This is a genomic window from Rhodococcus sp. MEB064, from assembly GCF_000834565.1.
Classification (GTDB): Bacteria; Actinomycetota; Actinomycetes; order Mycobacteriales; family Mycobacteriaceae; genus Rhodococcoides.
Genome location: NZ_JXQS01000026.1, coordinates 101,206 through 121,799, shown reverse-complemented (window position 1 = coordinate 121,799; position 20,594 = coordinate 101,206). Strand labels below are relative to the sequence as shown.

The window sequence follows — 20,594 nt, the reverse complement described above, 5'->3', positions numbered from 1 at the left end:
CCGATCCGGTCACGGTGACCGCCCGGTCCGTTATGGTGCACCCATGACACGGACGGTCACCGTTCTCGCCGTCATCGGCGGCGTCGTCCTGGTGGGCGTCGCGGCGACTGCCGTGGTCCTGGGGGTGCGGTCCACCACCGAATCGCGGGACGACGAGTCGTTCCAGAACTCCCTTGCCTCGTTCTACGAGACACCCGACGACGCTCCCGCGCCGGGTGAGCTGGTCCGGGTGGAGCCGATCTCGGACCTCGACGTTCCCGGTGGCACGGCGTATCGGATGCTGTACGGCACGAACGCCCCCGACGGCGCGGCCGCGGTGTCCTCGGGGATGCTCATCGTTCCCGACGCCCCCGCTCCTCCCGGTGGCCGCCCCGTACTCGCCTGGGCGCACGGCACTCTGGGGTTCGGCGACGAGTGCACACCGTCCCGTCGCTATCGACCGACGCTCGACGACCTCGACTTCGGTAGTTGGCTGCCGTCCGTCATGGACCGAGGCTGGGTGGTGGCTGCGACGGACTACACGGGCATCGGCACCGCAGGAGATCCGTACTACCTGATCGCGAAGAGCGAAGCGCGGGACGTCATCGACTCGGTACGGGCCGCGCGCAATTACCCGGAGGCAGAGGCGAGTTCGACGTACGTGACGTTCGGCCATTCGCAAGGTGGCCATGCGTCGATGTCCGCGGCCATGTACGCCGATCTGGCGCCCGAACTCCGGCTGGTCGGCGCCGCCGCTGCAGCTCCCGCCGCCTTGTTGGGTCCGTTGTTCACCGAGCAGTACGACCAATTCGTCGCCTGGGGCATCGGGCCGAGTGTCGCGGTCTCGTGGCCCGTCGTCTACCCCGATCTGCCCCTCGACGGCGTGCTGAGCTCGTCGGCGATGTCCCGGTACGCCGACCTCGGCCAGGGCTGCATCACGCAGGAGTTGGGGAAGCTACTGCTCGAACGCGCGGAGGGTCAGCAGTTCTTCGCGTCCGACCCGATGACGAATCCGCAGTGGGTGGCGGCGGTGGCCGACCAGACGATCGACGTGAACCGGATCGGTGTGCCCACCTTCGTCGTCCAGAGCCTGTCGGACGTCATCGTGCTGCCGAACACCACCGCCCTGCTGTCGGACGAGTTCTGCGCGGCGCCGTCACCGACGTACGACATGTCCTGGCTGGGACAGACGACGCACCAGGACACCGCCAAGGTCGGCGGTCTGCTGGCGGTCGACTGGATCCAGGACCGGTTCGACGGGGCGTCGGCGCCGAACTCGTGCGCGCATCCACTCCCGATCGCACCGGCCGATCCGGGTCAGTAGACCCGCAGAGTCCCCGGCGACCACAGTCCGCTGCGCGTCTGCTTCGTGACGTCCACCGACGCCGCGCTCGCGCTGCGGTCGAACTTGTCGTAACGCTCGAGCGAGCCCCAGTCCCGGCCCCAGTCGTGGTTCAGGTAGGTCGGGACGGTGGTGGGTGACGCCAGCATCTCGGTGAAGCCCAGCGGCCCGCCGTTCTCGGCGGCCTGCCACGTGTCCGTCGACGACACGGCCAGCCCGCGGTCCGGGAGGATGCGGAAGTTCGGGACCTCGGCGACACCGTCCAGATGGTCGAACGGTCGCTGGCACGGGAACTGCAGGCCCACGGCCCAGTCGAGCAGAACCGGTTGCGTCGTGCCGATCTCGTCCTGAAGGGACTTGACGACGGGAACGCGTGGTGGGGTGAACGCCAACCACTGGTCACCGGTCAGGTTGGGATCGTTGGCGACGACTCGCACGGCATCGGCGTCGGGCGAGAGTTCGTCCAGTGGGATGCGTAGGTTCCGCCACGACGGTGCGGGGCCGATGTCCTTGGGTAGGTAGTCGCCCTGAACCTGGACGGTGCCGTCCGGCTGACGCTTGCCGTACTCGACGCGCAAGGACTGCCCGTACGTGTTCTCACCGGTCTCGATGTTCTCGGACCAGATGCGGCCGGCTGCGGTGACGACGACCAGTGGTGCGTCGTCACTGCGTGCGGGGAGCCCGTACCAGCTCGAGGTGGCGTAGGCCGGTGTCTGCACGCCGGCCTGGTAGGAGCCGAGAACGGGTGTCGTGGCCGGGTCGAGTCCGAACGGCAATTTGGCGGTGGAGCCGTTGACGCCCGCGGCGCCGACGCCTCCGGCGGTGCCGGAGGACTGGCCTTCCTCGAACGCCGCGCCGACGGACTGTTGATCCGTATTGCCCTGTCCTGGTTTGACTTCCACCGCATCGGCACTGAGGTCGGTGGGAATGCCGTTGGGAGTGAAGCCGACCGGCTCCGCTCCGCCCAGGGGACCGGTCGCGGTGTCGACGGGACCCGGCAGCGCCGTGAGGACACCGGCGTTGGGGTCGGATTCGACCAGGACGTCCCGGGCGAGCCCGCAGCTGTTACCGGCCAGGGCCTGAACGTTGGAGCGCCCCAACGAGTACGCGGGGTACTGGGAGACGGCGCCCTTGAGGAGCGAGAGGATCTCGAACAGCACCAGCAGTCCGGCGACCACGGTCAGCGGCGCGGCCGCGAACTTGCGGATGCGACGTCCGCGCTCGCTTCCCGCCCGCGGTTGCGGTGCTGCGAATCCCTCACGGAGGTAGTGCCATGCCGCGAGGGCGACGGCGCAGAAGAACAGGACGAGCAGCACGGTGTTCGACTGGATGCCCTTGATCGACACCACCTTGTCGAACCACGGCACGCCGTAACTCGAGACGTACCAGTACCCGTTGATGCCCGAGAAGGACAGGGCGAGGACGAAGGCGAGGCCGACGACGAAGACGGTCCGGTTGCGTCGGGACCGCAGGGCGCTGGCCGAGACGGCGACCGCCGTCAGCGCTGCCAATGATCCGGCGATGCCCGCGTACACCCCGAAGTGGTGAGTCCACTTGGTGGGGTTGAACATCATGAAGAAGATGGTGCCGAACACGACGCCGATCAGTCGCCACGCAGGTCCGGACGGAACGCCGGGAATGCGCTTGCGGCGCAGCAGGACGAACACGGTGGTGAAGAGGCACAGGAGCATCGTCAGGAACGCGAAGCGGCGTGCGACCGATCCGTCCACTGTCTGGACGAACAGGTAGTAGTACCGCAGGAAGTCGTTGTACCAGGGCAGGTTCGGACCGATCAGAGTGCGCACGCGGGTCGATTCCTGCACGGCCGCGAACGTCTGGTCTCCGTAGACCACGATGAGCACCAGGACTCCGGCGCTGGCCAACGGTGCGAGCAGCGGAAGCGTTCCCACCATGCGGTGGCGCTTGACGACGATGCGCACCAGCGGCCTGATGCCGGTCAGGATGGCCGCGACACACATCAGGCCCGTCGGGGCCGCAGCGAGTGTGAATGCGCCGATCAACGCGGCCACGGCAGCGGGGAGCAGTCGTCCGGTCGCGATGGCCCGCTCGACGGAGCACCAGGTGAGCAGGGCGCCGAGGGCGACGACGGGTTCGGGGCGAAGTCCGTTGTTGTACGGGAGCCAGAACGCGAGAAAGACCAGGCCGCCGGTCCAGACGGCGACCGAGTTGATGCGTACTGCGCGACCGAGGCGGGGAACGACCTCGCGGCTGATGACCAACCAGCACAGGATGCCGGCGATCAGCGCGGGCAGACGCATCCACGGACTCGCCGTGGAGATCTTCGCGAAGGCGGCGAGCACGTCGTAGTACCAGCCGAAGGGAGCCTCGGGGACGCCGAACCACCGGAAGTAGTTGGCCATGTACCCGGCGTTCTCCGACACCCTGGCCATGGTCAGCAGGTAGCCGTCGTCCGCGGTGTTCGCGCCGAAGAAGTGCCAGCCCGCGAGTGCGCCGACGACCACGGCGTCGATGCCGGTGACCTTCCACCAGTGCGCGGGGAAGAAGCGGCGGTGCGTGCGTCCGTCGGTGCCGTCGAGTCGGGCGAGTGCGCCGAGCGCGAGTGCCGTGCACGCGATCGCACCGATCATGGCGAGGAGCTTGAGAATCGTCGGTGACGACGAGAAGCGTGAGTCGACGGCGATCGACACCTCGAGGCCCGGGTACTGCGACGCCGAGCCCGACAGGTCCGAGAAGACACCGACGACCTGCGGCCGCAGATCTCCGGGGAGCTCGCCGGCGCGCGGATTGCCCTGGGGGTCCACCAGGCCGTCGAACGACGCGGACGTCGCGTCGATGGTGGAGGAGAACGTGATGGCCTGGCACGCGCTGGACCGGAACTCCGACCGAGGTGCCGACGCGATGACGACGTTGCGGTCCAGCACGTCCACCGAGTCGGCGCCGACCCGTACGAACATGGCGTTCAGCGCGGCTCCGTCGCCCTGTGGGGGCGCGGTGGACAGCAGGATGCCGCCGGCCTCGGGAACGGCCGCGACGGCCTCGCACGGGATCGAGACGGTGATGGACACCGGCACCTGGGACATCAGGGGCGCATCGACGCTGTCGACGGTTCCGTTCTGTGGCCACGAGATGACGGCGTCGTCCTGGGTCACCGGCAGGAACGGCGTGATGATCGCGAACAGAACACCGAGAACTCCCGTCACCACGGCGACGAGGCGCGTGGTGCGGTACTGCTGTCGGACGTCCACCGAGCGCTCCGAGCCGGCAGGCGTCGGAGCGGTCGGCTGTGAGGTGAGGGCGTCGGGCACGGCTCCCGATGTTATGCGACCGTGATCCCGGCGCTGCACTCGCTGGTTACTTACTGGTACTTGATGTGCCCGGGCGACCAGATGCCCGAACGGGACGACGTGGTCACGTCGGGCTGGACCTCGACCGCGCCGGGATCGAGCGGGGTGTACCGCTCGAGGGATCCCCAGTCCCGGCGCAGATCGTCCGCCAGATACGTCGGCAGGGTTTCGGCGCCGAGAACGAGACCGGTCCACCCCAACGGCCCGCCGCCGACGTCGTCCTGCCACGCGTTGGTGGATTCCGCACCGTTGCGGTCGGGGAGGATCCGCCATTCGGGCAGCTCGGCCACGCCGTACCGGTGGTCGAACGGACGTTGACACGGGAAGGCGAGGCCGACGGACCAGTCCAACAGCACCGGAGCGGTGGACCCGACGACGTCGTTCAGCACCGTCGTCCGGGGCGCACGAGGCGGAGTGACGGCGAGCCACTGGTCTCCGGCGAGATCGTCGTCGGAGGCCACGAGCCGCACGGCGTTCGCCTCGGCGGGAACGCCGTCCAGCGGGACTCGCAGGTTGCGCCACGACGGCTGCGGTCCGATGTCGATGGGGGAGACCCCGCCCAAGACCTGCTCGGTTCCGTCCGCGGCGACGGTGGCGTACTCGACGTCGAGGGTCTGTCCGGGCGTCACGATGCCGTCGGCGTCCACGGAGCGGATGCGGCCGGCGGCGGTGACGGCCAGGAAGTCTCGCTGGTCGGCGTCGGGCAGCGAGTACCAGCCCGACGTGAGACGGGCCGGCGCAGCATCGCCCGAACCGAAGGAGCCGAGCACCGGGGTGGTGGCGGGGTCCAGGCCGAAGGGCAACGCGATGCGGGATCCGTTGACGCCGGCTCCGGCCGTGGTGCCGCCTCCGGTTCCGGCGGAACTGGTGGTCGCGCTCTGACTGGTGTCCGACGGGTCGACCGAGTTGGCGCCGCCCGTGGTCGCGGAGTCCTCGCGGTCGGCGCTGAGGTCGCGCGCGACACCGTCGGGGGTGAACCCGACGCTGTCGGTACCGGCGAGCGGGTCGTCGCCCTGGTTCGGCAGCGGCTGCAGCATCGACGCGTTCGGATCGGTCTCGACCAGGACGTCGCGCGCGAGTCCGCACGACTCACCGAGAACGGAATTCACGTTGGACCGCGCGACGGAGTACGCGGGGTACTGGGCCGCCGCACCCTTGAGCAGGGACAGCACCTCGAAGAGCACGACCAGGCCGGCGACGACCGTCAGGGACGATCCGCTGAACTTTCTGGTCCGTCGGGTCTCGGCGGCGACGAAGGGCGCTCGGAAGTGCTGCCAGGCGGCGTAGGCGAGCGTCAGGACCGTCAGGCCCAGCAGCAGCGTCGCGAACCCCTTGCCGGCGATGGACGGCGGCTTGTCGAACCACGGCACGCCGTAGCTAGAGACGTACCACCACCCGTTCGATCCGGTGAAGGCGAGCGAGGTGAGGAACAGGACCGCCGCCGTGAACAGCGTGCGGTTGCGTGGGGACCGTTCGGTCGCCGAGATCACCGCGACTGCGGCAAGGGCAGCCAGCGAACCGGCCAGGCCCGCGTACACACCGAAGTGGTGGGTCCACTTGGTCGGGGTGAACATCATGAGGGCGAGAGCGCCGGCGACGATGCCGAGGATGCGCCGGGACGGACCCAGTGACGTTCCCGGGATGCGGCCCCCGCGGCGCAGCATGACGACCAGGCAGGTCACCAGGCAGAGGAGCATCGCGAACACCGCGAAGCGCCTGGCCAGTGATCCGTCCGGCGAGATGTTCAGCAGCGCGTCCCAGCGGTAGCGCTCGTCGAACCACTTGACGTTGGGTCCCACGGCAGACCGCACGCGGGTCGCCTCGAGCACCGAGGCGACGGTCTGATCGGCGAAGACGGCGAACAGCACCACCGTTCCGGCGGCCAGGATCGGTGCGAGCAGCGCGGGCAGGCCCACGGCCTTGCGGCGACGCACGATGATCTGCAGGACGGGCCTCGACCCCGCCAGCAAAGCGGCGATAGCGATCAGTCCGGTCGGCCCGGCGGCCAGCGAGAACGCCGCGATGACGACCGCGACCGCGGCCGGAAGCAGTCGACCTGTCGAGATGGCGCGCTCGATCGAGCACCACGTCAGCAGCGCGCCGAGCGCGATGACCGGTTCCGGGCGCAGGCCGTTGTCGTAGGGCAACCAGAACGCCAGGAACACCAGACCCGCCGTCCACACGGCGACCGGTCGCGTCCGCACCGCGCGGCCCAGGCGCGGAATGACCTCCCGGCTGATGATCAACCAGCACAGAATCGCGGCGATCAGCGCGGGCAGCCTCATCCACGGGCTGGCGGTGGACACCTTGGCCAGCGCTGCGAGCGCGTCGTAGTACGGCATGCCGAACGGCGCCTCGGGGACACCGAACCAGCGGTAGTAGTTGGCCATGTACCCGGAGTGCTCGGACACCCTCGCCATGTTGAGCAGATAGCCGTCGTCCGAGGTGTTCGCACCGATGAAGTGCCAAAGAAGCAGCGTTCCCAGCACCACGACATCGATACCGGTGAGACGCAGCCAGTGCCGGGGGAAGAACCGGCGGGCGCGTCGTCCGTCCGCATCGTCGAGACGGTGCAGGGCGACCAGTGAGACGACGGCCAGAAGCCCGCCGAGGACGATCGCCAGCAGTTTGAGCGTGGAGGGTGACGACGAGAATCGGGAGTCGACGTCGACACGTACCGACAGGTCGGCGGGGGCCGCGCCGGTGAGCCCGCTGAAGATTCCGACGGTCTGCGGCCGCTGGTCGCCCGGGACGGTGCCGGTCAGCTCACCGGCGGTGGCCGTGGTGCCCTCCGGTGTCGAGGACACGGTCAACTCGTCGCACGATCGCACCGTCTCGGCAGGGACGGACAGCAGCAACTGATCCCGCAGGACGACGGAAACGGCGCCCGCGTCGTCGGTGCCGATCACGAGGCCGACGCGGCGGGCGTCCGGTGCCTGCGGTGCGACGGTGGACAGGACGACCGTGTCGGCGGGTGCATCGGCCAGGACCCGGCACGGCACCGCGGCGGAGAGGGCGAGGGGGTTGTACGACACCAGGGGCGCTTCCACGCTGGTGAAGGACCCGTCCTGCGGCCACGTGAGCGACGCGGCGTCCTGCTCGACGGGGAGGAACGGGGCGAGGACTGCTAGAAGTGCGCCGAGCAGTCCGGTGACGACGGCGACGATTGTGATCCGGGCGAAGGCGGAGCGTCCGGGTACCGAGGCGGCCGGTGGTTCGATGGTCGAGTCGGCGAGGGTCTTCGGCACGCTCCGATGCTAGGCGACGAGGCGGACGAGACCAGAATCCGCCGACGGAGCGCGGGTGTACCGCGCCGTCATCGGACGTCCCACACGTAGGTCCCGTCGATGTCCGTGGCGCCCTGGCCCAGAAGGTCGTCGACGGTGTCGCGCAGCTCGTCCTGGTGGTCCGTCGGCGGAACCATGACGACGTCCGCATCCCAGAAGCTCAGGTCCTCGCGTGCCGTGGCGCGCTGCTGGTCCGAGAGGGTGGGGACGATGCCCGTGCGCCCGACGGTGCCCAACAGCTTGGCCGTGGGACGGTCGATCGCGCCGTACTTCGCCTCCCCGTCGGCCATGCCGCTGGGTCCGACGAAGTAGCCGCCGGCGATGCGGTACTCGAGCCCGGTGGCCACTTGCCATCGCAGCGCCGCGGCAGTTCCGGGGTTCGGGACCGGGACGGTGAGGATGGAGCCCTGATCGACGTACTCGCGCCACGTTCCGTCGGCGAGGAAGGCGGGGGTCTCACCGCGATCGGCCGTCGGCAGAGGGGTCGGTGCCAGCGGGACGAGCGCGAGGGAGAGCGCTCCGGTCCACACCACCGCGTGACGACGCGATCCGGGCCGCGTCAGGAGTTCGTCGGTGACCATCGCGAGCAACAGCGCCATCGCCGGGACCGCGGCGAGTACGAACCGCGTCTCGAGGACCGACTGCAGCAGCGGAAGACGGTCGAGGTACTCCCCGGGCAGCGTGATACCGGTCTCCGTCTCGTCGACGACCAGTTGCACACCCAGCGACATGACCATGAGGACGAGCACGGAGACGAACGCGGCGACGGCCACGGGGCGACGGCGCAGAACGACGGCCGCTGCGACCACGACGAGAAGCAGAGGGATGCCGAAGTAGGCGTTCTGTTCGGTCGGGTTCAGCGCGACGTCCTCCATGGGGAACGCCGCTCCCCACAGCGACTGCGGAGGGAACTGGATCAGCGAGACGAGGTCGTTGCCCGGCAGGTTGTGGTCCAGGTGCGTGTAGCTCTGGGCGCCCAGGAACTGCCACCAGAGAGGCACCGCGACGAGCACGGCCGTGAGGACTGCTGCTCCGAGGACGGGAAGCGCCGAGCGCGCGACCATCGCCCCCACTTCACGAGGTCGCTGCACCCCGTACAGAACCAGCAGCAGGAGTACGGCCACGGCGAAGATGAGCAGTGGTTCCTCGCCGAGGAGGACCTGCCAGGCGACCAGCAATCCCAACACCACCGCGTTCCGACGCGGCCGCTCTCCGTCGGCGATGCGGAGCACCACGTAGAGGATGAAGGGGAGCACCCCCAGTACGACGAAGTTGGGGTGCGCGTTGGCGTGGGAGATCATGCCGGGTGCGAACCCGCAGATCAGGCCGCCGAGCCCGGCGGCTGCCCTGGACTGGACGACGGTGCGGGAGAACAGGAAGTACCACCCGAAAGCGGTAGTGGCGAGGCCGAGCGTGAGGGCCAGGGCGAACGTCGTGGACGCTCCGAATGCCAGCGTGATCGGGGTCAGCGGGACGGACAACCCGAGCATCGCGGTATTGGCCATCATGTTCACCCCGTCGGGGGCGTTCTGCAGATCCGTGAAGAACGGGTTCTCGAGGTGGGTGACCGACCGCGCGGTGACGGCGAAGAACCATTCCCACATGGTCTGGTCCTGGCCGCTGAACCGCAGGTACTCCGACCGCAGGTGCTGCCACTGGTTGTGGAGGATCAGGACGGACAGCGCCGTGTAGACCGCCGCGGCGAGGATATCGGGGCGCCGGGAAGTCTTCGGACTGGGCGAGCTCTCCGGCTCGGTGTCGGCGGTCGTACCGGTCGTCATGTGCGCACCACGAGAACGAAGGGCCCGATCTCGCGGATCTGGAAGCGTGGATCGTCGAACAGGGACTCGGGGTAGGACACGGTGTAGCGGCGCACGTTGGGGTCGTTCGGGTAGACGTCCTCCGCGAGGCGCAAGGTGTACCCGTCGGCGCCGCGGCGGAACAGGAAAGCGTCCGGTGCGCGCCACGGCAGATCGTCCAGTGCGCCGATCAGGGCGTCGCTGCTGCCCAGGTCGGCCCACGACTCGACGGCTGCGGCGCGTGCCTGGAACTCGGCCAACGGGTTGGCGTAGTGCGAGGTGAGCCCCTGGAAACCGAAGTACGGGTAGTAGGCCAGGAACGTGGTGTCCGAGGTCAGCAGGACGGTGCCCGACCGCGGCTCGGGGCGTATCGACGTCAGGGCCGCATCGATCTCGGCGTAGTACGACACGGCGCTGGGGGGACGCTGATCCGCGCGGACGCCGTCACCGTCCGTATCCGTGTAGGCGACGGTGATCTCGTTCTGCAGGACGTGGGGAATGTCCTGCGCGAATGCGACGGCTCCCACCACACCGACGGCGACGGCGACGGACCGCACCCGCGGGGACTCGCTCGCGATCAGATACAAGGCGCGCGATCCGTCGACGACGCCGAACACACCCGCAGCCCCGAGAAGAAGGATGAGGACCGATTCCAACCGGAAGCCGAGAAGTGTCGTGCCCGCAACGGTGGCGAGCATCGACAGGAGCGACCATCCGTAGACCGAGACGACACCCAGTCCCAGGGCCTGAGCACGACGGGAGTCCTTGGCTCGCACCACGATCCAGATCGTGCCCACCAGGCACAGCGCGCCGAGGAGGGTGAAGCGCGCCATGGGGAACGGCAGTTCGGCGCCGGAGTCGGGCAGGTAGTGCAGCGCCGTACCGCTCTCGGCCGTGGTCCCGGTCAGCGAAGCCCGTAGGTACGGCGCCCACACCACCAGGGCGAGAAGCCCGGCGATACCGGCAATGACGGCCAGCCGCAGAGCGGGATCGACGAGCGCGGTGAACGACCGCCGTTGGCGGTACCGCATCCCGGCGGAGACCACGGCCATCACCACGACGGTGAACGCGGCGATGCCGAGATAGAGCGTGTACACGGTGGCGGCGACGCCCAGGAAGAGGCCGGTGCCGACGACCGCGCCCCACCCTGCCCAGCGCGTCGACCCGGGACGATGCAGCGCACCCCACGCCAGGATCAGCACGGGCGGGATCATGATGGCGATGACGGCGCCGTACGCCTCGGGGGAGGCGTAGGCGACGGCCAGAGCGCTCACACCCAGAGCGACCAGCACGGCAAGATCGGCGCGAACGAGGCTGCGCCACAGCACGAGTGAGACCACTGCGGCCACGGCGAGCGACGCGATCGCGTACGGCTTGTACGCCTCCCACCCGGCCATGCCCAGGGCGTCGGCAACACGGCCGCCGACCCAGAACCACCCGGCCGGGTAGTACGGCGGCAGATCCGCGTAGGTCATGTCCGCCAACGCGGGGGAGTCGGTCAGCCGCGTCAGGTACTCGGTGCGGAATTCCTGATCGACCGAGATGCCGAAGAGGTAGAGCTTCGTCGCCGCGAGAGGCATGCCCAGGGTGACGGTGACGAAGCCCGACAACCCGACCCACGAGAGAAGCGTCGCCACCCGAGGTGCGCGCTGCGCGCGGATCATCAACACCGACACAGCGAGCACGGCGAGGGTCGCGACCTGTCCCACCGTCGCCACGGCGCGTGTGACGTTGGAGGAGTTGAACGCCGGCCACTGCACCAGCGAGAACGCGACGAGACCTACAGCCGACACCAGGACTGCGACCACGGCGCCGAGAACCGCCTCGGCGAGAGTCGTCAGTGACGTTCGCGCCGGTGCTGTGGTCTGCACCGCCGACTCAGATGGGGAGTTTGCGGAAGATCGGACGCGGCACGTGGCGCAGCGCCATCATGACGAAGCGGAACGGTCCCGGTGCCCACACCAGATCCTTGCCCTTGCGGGACGCGGACACGGCCAGCTTGGCGATGTCTTCCTTGTCGACAGTCAGCGGCGCTTCCTTCACATGGGCGCTGAACTTGGTGCGCACCATGCCCGGACGGATGACGGTCACGCGAGGTCCGAACTCGCGCAACGCTTCTCCGAGGCCGAGGTAGAAGCCGTCGAGTCCGGCCTTGGTGGAGCCGTAGACGAAGTTGGAGCGTCGCACACGCTCGCCGGCCACCGACGACATGACGATGATCCGGCCGAAGGCCTGCGCCTTCATCTTCTCGCCGAGAAGGACGCCCACCGACACGGACGCCGTGTAGTTGATGTTCGCCGTCAGGACAGCCTTGCGCTGGTCCTGCCACAGCAGTTCGGGATCGAAGTCGACCGCGAACGCGACGATCGCGACGTCGACGTCGCCCTTCGACCATGCTGCGTCGACGACTTTCGGGTGCGATGCGGTGTCCACTGCGTCGAAGTCGATGACCTCCACGGACTTTGCACCCTTGGCGGTGAGCTGCGCGACGGCGTCGTCACGCAGGGGATCGTTCGGCAGTGCGGCGAGGATGACGCGCGCCGGGGACGAGGACAGGTACTCCTCGGTGATGGCGAGACCGATCTCGCTCGTTCCGCCCAGTACGAGAATTGTCTGCGGGTTACCCACAGCGTCGATCGTCACAGCAGTTCCAACCTTCTGGCCATATCGGAGGCGAAAACGCCCGTGGGGTCGACGGATCGGCGGATCGCGATCCACTCGTCGATGCGCGGGTACATCGCGTGGAACGTCTCGGCGGACGTCCGCGAATCCTTGGCCGTGTAGAGACGACCACCGAATTCGAGGACGCGCTTGTCCAGCTCGGCGACGAACTCGCCGAGGCCGGCCTTGATGGGGAAGTCGACGCAGACGTTCCATCCCTCGATGGGGAAGCTCAGCGGCGCGTCGTTGCCGGCGCCGAACAGCTTGAACACGTTGAGGAACGAGTAGTGACCCGAGCGCTGGATGTCGCGGATGATCTTCTTGAACTCCTCGACGGCGGTCGGCGGCACCACGAACTGGTACTGCAGGAAACCGGCAGATCCGTACGCACGGTTCCACTCTCCGAACATGTCGAGCGGGTGGTAGAACTGCGTCAGATTCTGGACCTTGCCGCGGTAGGTACCCGACTTGCGGTACCAGAGCTCGCCGATCGGCCCGAACGTGTACTTGTTCGCCAGACCGTTGGGGAAGACGTCCGGGAACGTGAACAGCGGCTTCGCGCTGAAGCGCAGCGGATCCTTCTGCAGCTTGGCCGGGAGCTGATCGAGCGTGGCCAGCGAACCGCGGGACAGGGCGGCGCGACCGAGCTTCGGCGGTCCGGAGATGGCGTCGAACCAGGCGCTCGAGTAGTCGTACTTGCTCTCGCTGCCGTCGCTGTGGATCGCGATGGTCTCGTCGAGGCTCGCCGTGACGTCGCCGTCGGCGATGAAGTACGCGGTCTCCGTCGGCGTCATCTCGATGGTGGCGCGCAGGATGATGCCGGTGAGGCCGTTACCGCCGACGGTGGCCCAGAACAGGGGAGCGTCGGGACCGGTGGGCGTGATGTGCCGGACGGTGCCGTCGGCAAGCAGCAGTTCCATCGAGCGCACGTGGTTGCCGAAGCTGCCGGCGCTGTGATGGTTCTTGCCGTGGATGTCGCAACCGATGGCTCCACCGATGGTGACCTGGCGCGTGCCCGGCAGCACCGGCACCCACAGGCCCAGGGGCAACGCGGCGCGCATCAGCTGGTCGAGGTTGACGCCACCGTCGACGTCGACGATGTGGGTCTCGGCGTTCATCGAGTGGATGCGGTTCAGCTGGCTCATGTCGACGACCAGACCGCCGCCGTTCTGAGCGTTGTCGCCGTAGGAACGACCGAGGCCGCGGGCGATGACGCCGCGTCGCAGATGCGACGGCTTGCTCTCGTTCTGCTCCGCGACCCGGGTGATCGCAGCGACCACGACTTCGGGATCGGACGTGGTCAGCACCTGCGCCGTGGTCGGCGCGGTACGTGCCCACCCGGTGAGGGTGCGCGCACTGGTGGGTGGCATTTCGGTGATGGACATCGTTCGTCAGGTTACAGGCAGTGGCAGGCCCAGTACGCTGACGCTCTGTGTCATCAGACGATCACCAGCACGTTCCTCTCCCCGTCGAGATCCCCGTCACGGAGAACACTGCCGACGACGCACTCGACCTGAAGACGCAGATCCTGCGATTCCTGGCAACGGGCGTGTTGTCGGCCATCGTCGATTTCAGCATCACGATCGCGCTCCAGTACGGGCTCGACGTCCAGCTCTCGCTGGCCAAGGCCGCCGGTTTCGTCGTCGGCACGACCGTGGCCTACCTGATCAACAGGCGGTGGACGTTCGCCGCAGCGCCGTCGCGAGCACGCTTCATCGCCGTCGTGGTGCTCTACCTGGCGACCTTCGGTGTCCAGAACCTTCTCTACACACTGTTCGGCCACCTGTGGCCCGAGACGATCGTCTACAGCGCTGCCGCGTTCGTCATCGCGCAGGGGACTGCGACGGTGATCAACTTCGTGGTCCAGCGTGCGGTGATCTTCAAGCTCCGCTGACGCGCCAGTCCTCGAAGGCGGGTGCTGCGGCGTCCTTGTCGGAGAGTTGGTAGGTCAGCGGTGAGCCGTCGCGGGCGAGGGTGGGCCAGTCGATGGCGAGGTCCGGGTCGAGTGGGTTGATGTCGCGGTCCAGCTCGGGGGCGTATTCGAGCGAGCACAGGTACATCACCGTGGACTGGTCCTCGAGCGAGAGGATCGCGTGGCCGAGTCCCTCGCTGAGGTACACCGCGCGGCGGTCGACGTCGTCGATCAGGACGCTGTCCCAGGTTCCGTAGGTCGGGGAGTCCACCCGCAGGTCGACGATCACGTCGAGGAACGCTCCGCGTACGCAGGTGACGTACTTGGCCTGCCCGGGCGGGTTCAGCGTCACGTGGATTCCGCGGAGCACCCCGGCCGCGGACACCGAGCAGTTCGCTTGCAGCAGCTCGAGCGGCCGGCCGGTCGCCGCGGTGAATTCGGAGGATTTGAACCACTCGAAGAACACACCGCGGTCGTCCCCGAACTGACGCGGGGTGAATTCGTACGCCCCGGCGATGGACAGCTCTCGAATGTTCACGTGTGTCGTCCTCGCTCCAGAAGGTTGAGCAGATAGGTCCCGTATCCGGATTTGACCAAGGCGTTCGCCTGCTCGGCCAGCTGGTCGTCGGTGATGAATCCGCGGCGCCACGCCACTTCTTCCGGGGCGCCGATCTTGAGGCCCTGGCGTTGCTCGATGGTGCGCACGTAGTTCGACGCGTCGAGCAGCGAATCGAACGTGCCGGTGTCGAGCCAGGCGGTACCGCGCGGCAACACCTCCACCTGCAGGGTGCCCGCCTCGAGGTAGTGCCGGTTGATGTCCGTGATCTCGTACTCACCGCGGGGCGAGGGTTGCAAATCGCGGGCGATGGACACGACGTCGTTGTCGTAGAAGTACAGCCCCGGTACCGCGAAGTTGGACCGCGGCTCGGTGGGCTTCTCCTCCATCGAGATCGCCCGTCCGGCGCGGTCGAACTCGATCACGCCGTACGCGGACGGGTCTGACACCTCGTAGGCGAATACTGCACCGCCGGTGAGGTTGTCGAACCGCGACAGTTGTGAGCCGAGGCCGGGGCCGTAGAAGATGTTGTCGCCCAACACCAGTGCGGTGTCGTCGGTGCCGATGTGATCGGCGCCGAGGACGAAGGCCTGCGCCAGGCCGTTCGGCTCGTGTTGCACCGTGTAGGTCAGCGAGATCCCGAAATGCGACCCGTCGCCGAGCAACCGTCGGAACTGGTCGGCGTCCTGCGCGGTGGTGATGACCAGGATGTCCCTGATTCCGGCCAGCATCAGTGTCGAGAGCGGGTAGTAGATCATCGGCTTGTCGTAGACGGGAACCAACTGTTTGCTGACACCCCGTGTGATCGGGTGCAGCCGTGAGCCGGTTCCCCCGGCCAGAATGATTCCCCGCATGATCGTGAAGTCTTTCAGACCGCGCTGGTCGGCGTCGCTCGACGTAAAGTGCCGCCCATGAGAATGCTCGTGACCGGTGGCGCCGGGTTCATCGGTGCGAACTTCGTACACCTCACCGCCCGCACCCGCCCCGACATCGCGATCACCGTCCTCGACGCCCTCACCTACGCCGGAAACAAGGCCTCCCTCCACCCCGTCGCCGACCGCATCACCTTCGTCCACGGCGACATCACCGACACCGCCCTCGTGAACCGCCTCGTCGCCGACACCGACCTCGTCGTCCACTTCGCCGCCGAATCACACAACGACAACTCCCTCGGCGACCCCTGGCCGTTCGTCCACACCAACATCGTCGGCACCACCACCCTCCTCCAGGCAGTCCGCACCCACGACGTGCGCTACCACCACATCAGCACCGACGAGGTCTACGGCGATCTCGAACTGGACGACCCAGCCCGGTTCACCGAGACCACCCCCTACAACCCGTCCTCGCCCTACTCCTCCACCAAAGCCTCCAGCGACCTGCTCGTGCGCGCCTGGACCCGCTCCTTCGGCGTCCGCGCCACCCTCTCCAACTGCTCCAACAACTACGGGCCCTACCAACACGTCGAGAAGTTCATCCCCCGCCAGATCACCAACGTCCTCACCGGCACCCGCCCCAAGCTCTACGGCGCCGGACACAACGTCCGCGACTGGATCCACGTCGACGACCACAACACCGCCGTCTGGACCATCATCGACAACGGCACCCTCGGGCAGACCTACCTCATCGGCGCCGACGGCGAAACCGACAACCGCACCGTCGTCGAAACCATCCTCGAACTCTGCGGCCACGACACCAACGACTACGACCACGTCACCGACCGCCCCGGCCACGACCTGCGCTACGCCATCGACAGCACCCGCCTACGCACCGAACTCGGCTGGACACCCACCTACACCGACTTCCGCGCCGGCCTCACCGCCACCATCGACTGGTACCGGAGCAATCCCGCCTGGTGGCAGGCTCGGAAACAGACCACCGAGGCCGCTTACGCGGCAGGAGGGGAGCGCATCACCTGACCGGGGGCGGTTTCGGGACCGAGTGTCCATTGTTACGTCGCTGTGACCCTGTGCCACACTGACCGGGTTCGGGCCGCCCATCGGCGGCTTTCCGCGCCCGTGTTGGAGTTGTCGTGTTGCTGTCGGTGGTCGTCCCGTGTCACAACGAGGAAGACGTCCTACTCGACCTCGCAGAGCGCCTGCTCGAGCAGCTCGCACCGACGGATCCGGACGTCGAGGTCATCCTCGTGGACGACGGTAGTAAGGACGACACCGTCGCCATCATGCGTCGTCTCAATCTCGAGGACTCGCGCATCCGCTACATCTCGCTGAGCCGCAATTTCGGCAAGGAATCAGCCATGTTGGCCGGTCTCGTCTACGCCAAGGGCGATGCCGTCGTCATCATGGATGCAGACCTGCAGCATCCGCCCGAGCTGATCATCGACATGCTGCGGCTTCACGCAGAGGGCTACGACCAGGTGGTCGCTCGTCGCACCAGAGACGGTGATTCCTTCGGGCGTACCGCCTTCGCCCGGTTGTACTACCGCGCCGTCAATCGACTCGTGGACGTGGACATGCAGGACGGAGCCGGCGACTTCCGACTGCTCAGCAGGCGCGCCGTGGACGCGCTGCTGCAAATGGGTGAATACAACAGGTTTTCCAAGGGCCTGTTCTCCTGGATCGGTTTCCCTACGGCCACAGTCGATTACAAGAACGTCGCTCGTCAGGGCGGCGGTGTCAGCAAATGGTCCTTCCGGCGGTTGGTCAACTACGGCATCGACGGCATCATGTCGTTCAACAACGCGCCCGTCCGACTGGCGATCTATATCGGCGCGTCGGTGATGGCGCTGGGGCTGGCATACGTTCTCTTTCTCGTCATCGCGGCGATCGTCGCGGGTGTATCGGTTCCGGGGTACGTCACGCTGGTGGCCGCAATCATCGGGCTGGGAGGGCTTCAGCTGATGTTCCTCGGCGTGATCGGCGAATACGTCGGTCGGATCTATTACGAGACGAAGCAACGGCCGCACTTTCTCGTGGCGGAAACCGAGAGCGGCGACGCTCCGAGCAGGGCGGTCCGCCGCCGCCGGGTCGCTCGGGACAGTGCGGACGATACGGAGTGACGGCCGACGTGCCCCACCCCTCCGGTCGCCGCGAGTCGATCGCAGCGGCGGTTCCCGGCGTGGTGCGATTCGCCGTCGTGGGCGTCGTCAACACCACGGTCTACTACGGCAGTTACCTGCTTCTGCGACTCGTCGTCCCGTACATCGCCGCACACCTGATGGCCATCGTCGTGGCGATGGTGGGATCCTTCTTCCTGAACTGCTACTGGACTTTTCGCACGCCGCCGACCTGGCGTAAGTTCGCCCTCTTTCCGCTCGGCAACGTGGTCAACTACGTCGTGACGACGGTGGGCGTGATCGCCCTGGTCGACGGCGTGGGGATGGACGAGCGCATCGCCCCGCTCGTCGCGGCGGTCGTCGCCATCCCGTTCACCTTCGTGCTGTCCAAGAGGATCCTGACGCGCAGCCACGAGCCGTCATCTGCGCAGGCCGGGTTGCGATGACGGTAGGGGTCGAAACCGTCGACGAACCACGGGCGGATCCACGCCACGGGCGGCGCGCGCCGGATGTCCTCGGCGTCGTCCTGGTGGCCGTGACGGTAGGCCTTCTCGCGTCTCTGGCGCAGTGGCGCGGCACGTTGTTCTTCTACGTCGGCGACATGTACGAGCAATTCGCGCCGTTGTGGCACGTATTCGGATCCCAGTTGCGCAGTGGCACGTGGATCACGATGGACCCGTCCGGATGGATGGGTGGCAATTACGCGGCCGAGGCGCTGACCGGCATCTGGAACCCGGTGAACCTGGTCAACTTCGTGATCGTGTCCTATTTCGACGATCTCGCGCTGGCCGCGTTCGTCGTCGCGGCCGAGATGACAGCAATTCTGGGTGTCGGCGTCTACCTGCTGGCGCGGTCCTACGGCGCACGGTGCTCACCGGCGTACCTCGTCGCGATCGCACTGCCGGTCTCGGGCCTCACGCTCTGGTACGAAGCTGCCGGATGGCCTGCCGGACTCGCGGCCTTCACCTGGGTCGTCCACTTCTGGTGGTCCTGCCGGATGTTCTCGCTCGGCCGGGTGCCCGCACTCGTGCCCTTCGTGTTCGGATTCCTGGCGATGACGGCAGGCAACCCGTACGCGCCCCTCGGGCTCGTCGTGGTGCTCGTGGCGGTCGGTGTGGAGCTGCTGGTCCGAGGCGACCGTGCACGCCTCGCCATGCTCACGATCACGGGGGCATGTGTGGGGGCCGTCGCCTTGATGGTCTTCCTGCCGCTGCTCGGGTCCAGCGCCGTGACCAGTAGGCAGTCTCTGGCCACGATCGCCAACGACACGTTCCTCGTCCCCGACATCGGTGATCTGGTGGCCGGCAGCTCGCCGACCTACCTACCGTCCATCTCGAACTGGGGAGGGGAACGACTCGAGGGAGTCCCGTCGACCTACTTCGCCTGGTTCTTCCTGCCGCTCCTCCCATGGCTCCGCTGGCCTTCGCTTCGGAAACGCTTCTCCGGATCGGCAGGTCTTGCCGTCGTCGGCGGCTTCTATTTCCTTGCCAGTCTGGCCCCGTCCAACGTCTGGCTCTTCCGGTGGCCCTTCCGGCTGGTCGAATACCTTTATCTGGTGGTGGCGATCGTCGTTGCCGTCGCGCTGTCCGCCGGCCTCGCGCGCGACCACGTCCGGCGGCGTGCGGGCCTCACCGGTGCGGCGATCCTCCTCGGCGGCTATCTGTCCTGGGCTGTCCGACCGGACCTGTCACTGACGCACCTCGTCGGGCTCGTGGTGGTTGCCGTGTTCGTGTCGGCCATGGTCGTCGCCGGTCGACGTGGGGCGACGGTGCTGATGGTGGTGATAGCGACCGTGGGAACGACGGCCGTGCTGGCTGTGCAGACCTCGTCGTTCCCGTCCGCCGCACAACCGCTTCCGTCGTCGGAGCCGGAACCCGAGGAGCCTCCCGAGGGAGGTTCCGCGGCGATCTCGCTGGACCGGATGCGTGCCGGCTCGCAGTTCTACCGGGGCACCGTGCTCCAATTGGCAGACCGATCGACCGTGACCACCGAGGACAGCGACGCCGGCAGGCTGCTGTTCGGAAACCTCGGCCGCGCTACCGGTGCGCAGACAGTGGCGAGTTACACCGGTATGGGCTTCGACACGTTCGCGGAGACGCTCTGCATGGACTACCGCGGAGCTGTCTGTGCCGACGCGTTCGATCGCGTGGTCGCGCCGGCGTCGCAGACGGTCGACGCACCCCTCGTCGACGTCATGGGGGTGTCCACACTCGTCCTGCAACGAACGCTGCTCCCGGAGGCGACGTCCGGCCCCCCGCCGCCGGGGTGGCGTGTCGCGGCGTCCGACGGCGCACGGGTGGTCTGGACGCGCAATGACGTGGATGTCACCGGAGCCGGACCGGCGACCTGGTCGTCGTCGCAGGTCACGTACCGCACGGTGTCGAGTGCTCCGTCCGAGGAGACTCTTCGGATCGATGCTCGGGCGGCCGGGACCGTCGTCTTCTCCCGGCTCGCCTGGCCCGGGTACGACGCCACACTCGACGGATCGCCTGTCGCCGTGAGGGAGGGTCCGGCGGGACTTCTCGCCGTCGACGTGCCCGCCGGAAGCGGACTGTTGCAGGTGACGTATTCGTCACCGGGGCTCGCGGTGGGACGAGTGGCGGCAGCGCTGGCCACCGCAGTGGTCGTGATCATGTCGATCGGAGTGGGCCTGGTCGGGCGGCGGCGCGCCCGTTCACGCCGGGGCGAAGACAGCCCGATCGGTTGATATCGTCGGATT

14 protein-coding genes are annotated in these 20,594 nt (G+C 67.7%); 6 read left to right on the top strand and 8 right to left on the bottom strand.

The features are described from left to right. Positions 1–43: 43 nt before the first annotated feature. Positions 44–1,303 carry a lipase family protein gene (locus RU01_RS22165; protein ID WP_052493278.1) on the top strand — a complete coding sequence of 420 codons (1,260 nt, stop codon included), beginning with the start codon at positions 44–46 and terminating at the stop codon, positions 1,301–1,303. Here RU01_RS22165 and RU01_RS13650 read toward each other — a convergent pair. From RU01_RS13650 to RU01_RS13625, 6 genes are all read right to left on the bottom strand, one after another. Beyond that, complete coding sequence (locus RU01_RS13650; protein ID WP_042575093.1) at positions 1,297–4,608, bottom strand: arabinosyltransferase domain-containing protein; 3,312 nt, start codon at positions 4,606–4,608, stop codon at positions 1,297–1,299. The two genes, RU01_RS22165 and RU01_RS13650, sit on opposite strands and share 7 nt — an antisense overlap. Positions 4,609–4,658: 50 nt before the next feature. Further along, positions 4,659–7,895 carry an arabinosyltransferase domain-containing protein gene (locus RU01_RS13645; protein WP_442970519.1) on the bottom strand — a complete coding sequence of 1,079 codons (3,237 nt, stop codon included), beginning with the start codon at positions 7,893–7,895 and terminating at the stop codon, positions 4,659–4,661. A 68-nt stretch (positions 7,896–7,963) separates the two neighbouring features. Then, a complete protein-coding gene (locus tag RU01_RS13640) occupies positions 7,964–9,715 on the bottom strand; it encodes a 6-pyruvoyl-tetrahydropterin synthase-related protein (protein ID WP_042575092.1) in 1,752 nt (583 codons plus the stop codon). After that, a complete protein-coding gene (locus RU01_RS13635) occupies positions 9,712–11,604 on the bottom strand; it encodes a galactan 5-O-arabinofuranosyltransferase (RefSeq protein WP_042575091.1) in 1,893 nt (630 codons plus the stop codon). The genes RU01_RS13640 and RU01_RS13635 overlap by 4 nt, the downstream gene beginning before the upstream one ends. Positions 11,605–11,611: 7 nt before the next feature. Further along, a complete protein-coding gene (locus tag RU01_RS13630; protein WP_042575090.1) occupies positions 11,612–12,376 on the bottom strand; it encodes a decaprenylphospho-beta-D-erythro-pentofuranosid-2-ulose 2-reductase in 765 nt (254 codons plus the stop codon). Further along, positions 12,373–13,779: an FAD-binding oxidoreductase gene (locus RU01_RS13625; protein ID WP_156148913.1), complete on the bottom strand. Its 1,407-nt coding sequence runs from the start codon at positions 13,777–13,779 to the stop codon at positions 12,373–12,375. The genes RU01_RS13630 and RU01_RS13625 overlap by 4 nt, the downstream gene beginning before the upstream one ends. A gap of 47 nt (positions 13,780–13,826) precedes the next feature. On the opposite strand from RU01_RS13625, the gene RU01_RS13620 reads away from it, so the two are divergent. Continuing rightward, positions 13,827–14,288: a GtrA family protein gene (locus RU01_RS13620; protein WP_082043104.1), complete on the top strand. Its 462-nt coding sequence runs from the start codon at positions 13,827–13,829 to the stop codon at positions 14,286–14,288. Here RU01_RS13620 and RU01_RS13615 read toward each other — a convergent pair. Then, positions 14,275–14,844 (bottom strand): dTDP-4-dehydrorhamnose 3,5-epimerase family protein, encoded by a 570-nt coding sequence (locus RU01_RS13615; RefSeq protein WP_042575089.1) that lies wholly within the window; start codon positions 14,842–14,844, stop codon positions 14,275–14,277. The genes RU01_RS13620 and RU01_RS13615 overlap by 14 nt on opposite strands. Beyond that, positions 14,841–15,716 carry a glucose-1-phosphate thymidylyltransferase RfbA gene (gene rfbA / locus RU01_RS13610; protein WP_042575088.1) on the bottom strand — a complete coding sequence of 292 codons (876 nt, stop codon included), beginning with the start codon at positions 15,714–15,716 and terminating at the stop codon, positions 14,841–14,843. Before rfbA ends, RU01_RS13615 begins: the two co-directional genes overlap by 4 nt. A 57-nt stretch (positions 15,717–15,773) precedes the next feature. Here rfbA and rfbB point away from each other — a divergent pair, with 57 nt between their 5' ends. From rfbB to RU01_RS13590, 4 genes are all read left to right on the top strand, one after another. Continuing rightward, on the top strand, positions 15,774–16,778 hold the full coding sequence (gene rfbB / locus RU01_RS13605) for a dTDP-glucose 4,6-dehydratase (protein WP_042575087.1): 1,005 nt from the start codon (positions 15,774–15,776) through the stop codon (positions 16,776–16,778). Positions 16,779–16,891: 113 nt separating this feature from the next. Continuing rightward, a complete protein-coding gene (locus tag RU01_RS13600; RefSeq protein WP_042575086.1) occupies positions 16,892–17,878 on the top strand; it encodes a glycosyltransferase family 2 protein in 987 nt (328 codons plus the stop codon). Then, complete coding sequence (locus RU01_RS13595) at positions 17,875–18,321, top strand: GtrA family protein (protein WP_231568710.1); 447 nt, start codon at positions 17,875–17,877, stop codon at positions 18,319–18,321. Before RU01_RS13600 ends, RU01_RS13595 begins: the two co-directional genes overlap by 4 nt. Next, complete coding sequence (locus tag RU01_RS13590; RefSeq protein ID WP_052493277.1) at positions 18,318–20,582, top strand: hypothetical protein; 2,265 nt, start codon at positions 18,318–18,320, stop codon at positions 20,580–20,582. The genes RU01_RS13595 and RU01_RS13590 overlap by 4 nt, the downstream gene beginning before the upstream one ends. Positions 20,583–20,594: the final 12 nt, after the last annotated feature.

Excerpts from the sequence above, each read along its gene's own strand:
- RU01_RS22165 (WP_052493278.1), top strand. The coding sequence starts at position 44 with ATGACACGGACGGTCACCGTTCTCGCCGTCATCGGCGGCGTCGTCCTG.
- RU01_RS13640 (WP_042575092.1), bottom strand. The coding sequence starts at position 9,715 with ATGACGACCGGTACGACCGCCGACACCGAGCCGGAGAGCTCGCCCAGT.
- RU01_RS13625 (WP_156148913.1), bottom strand. The coding sequence starts at position 13,779 with ATGTCCATCACCGAAATGCCACCCACCAGTGCGCGCACCCTCACCGGG.
- rfbA (WP_042575088.1), bottom strand. The coding sequence starts at position 15,716 with ATGCGGGGAATCATTCTGGCCGGGGGAACCGGCTCACGGCTGCACCCG.
- rfbB (WP_042575087.1), top strand. The coding sequence starts at position 15,774 with ATGAGAATGCTCGTGACCGGTGGCGCCGGGTTCATCGGTGCGAACTTC.
- RU01_RS13590 (WP_052493277.1), top strand. The coding sequence starts at position 18,318 with ATGACGGTAGGGGTCGAAACCGTCGACGAACCACGGGCGGATCCACGC.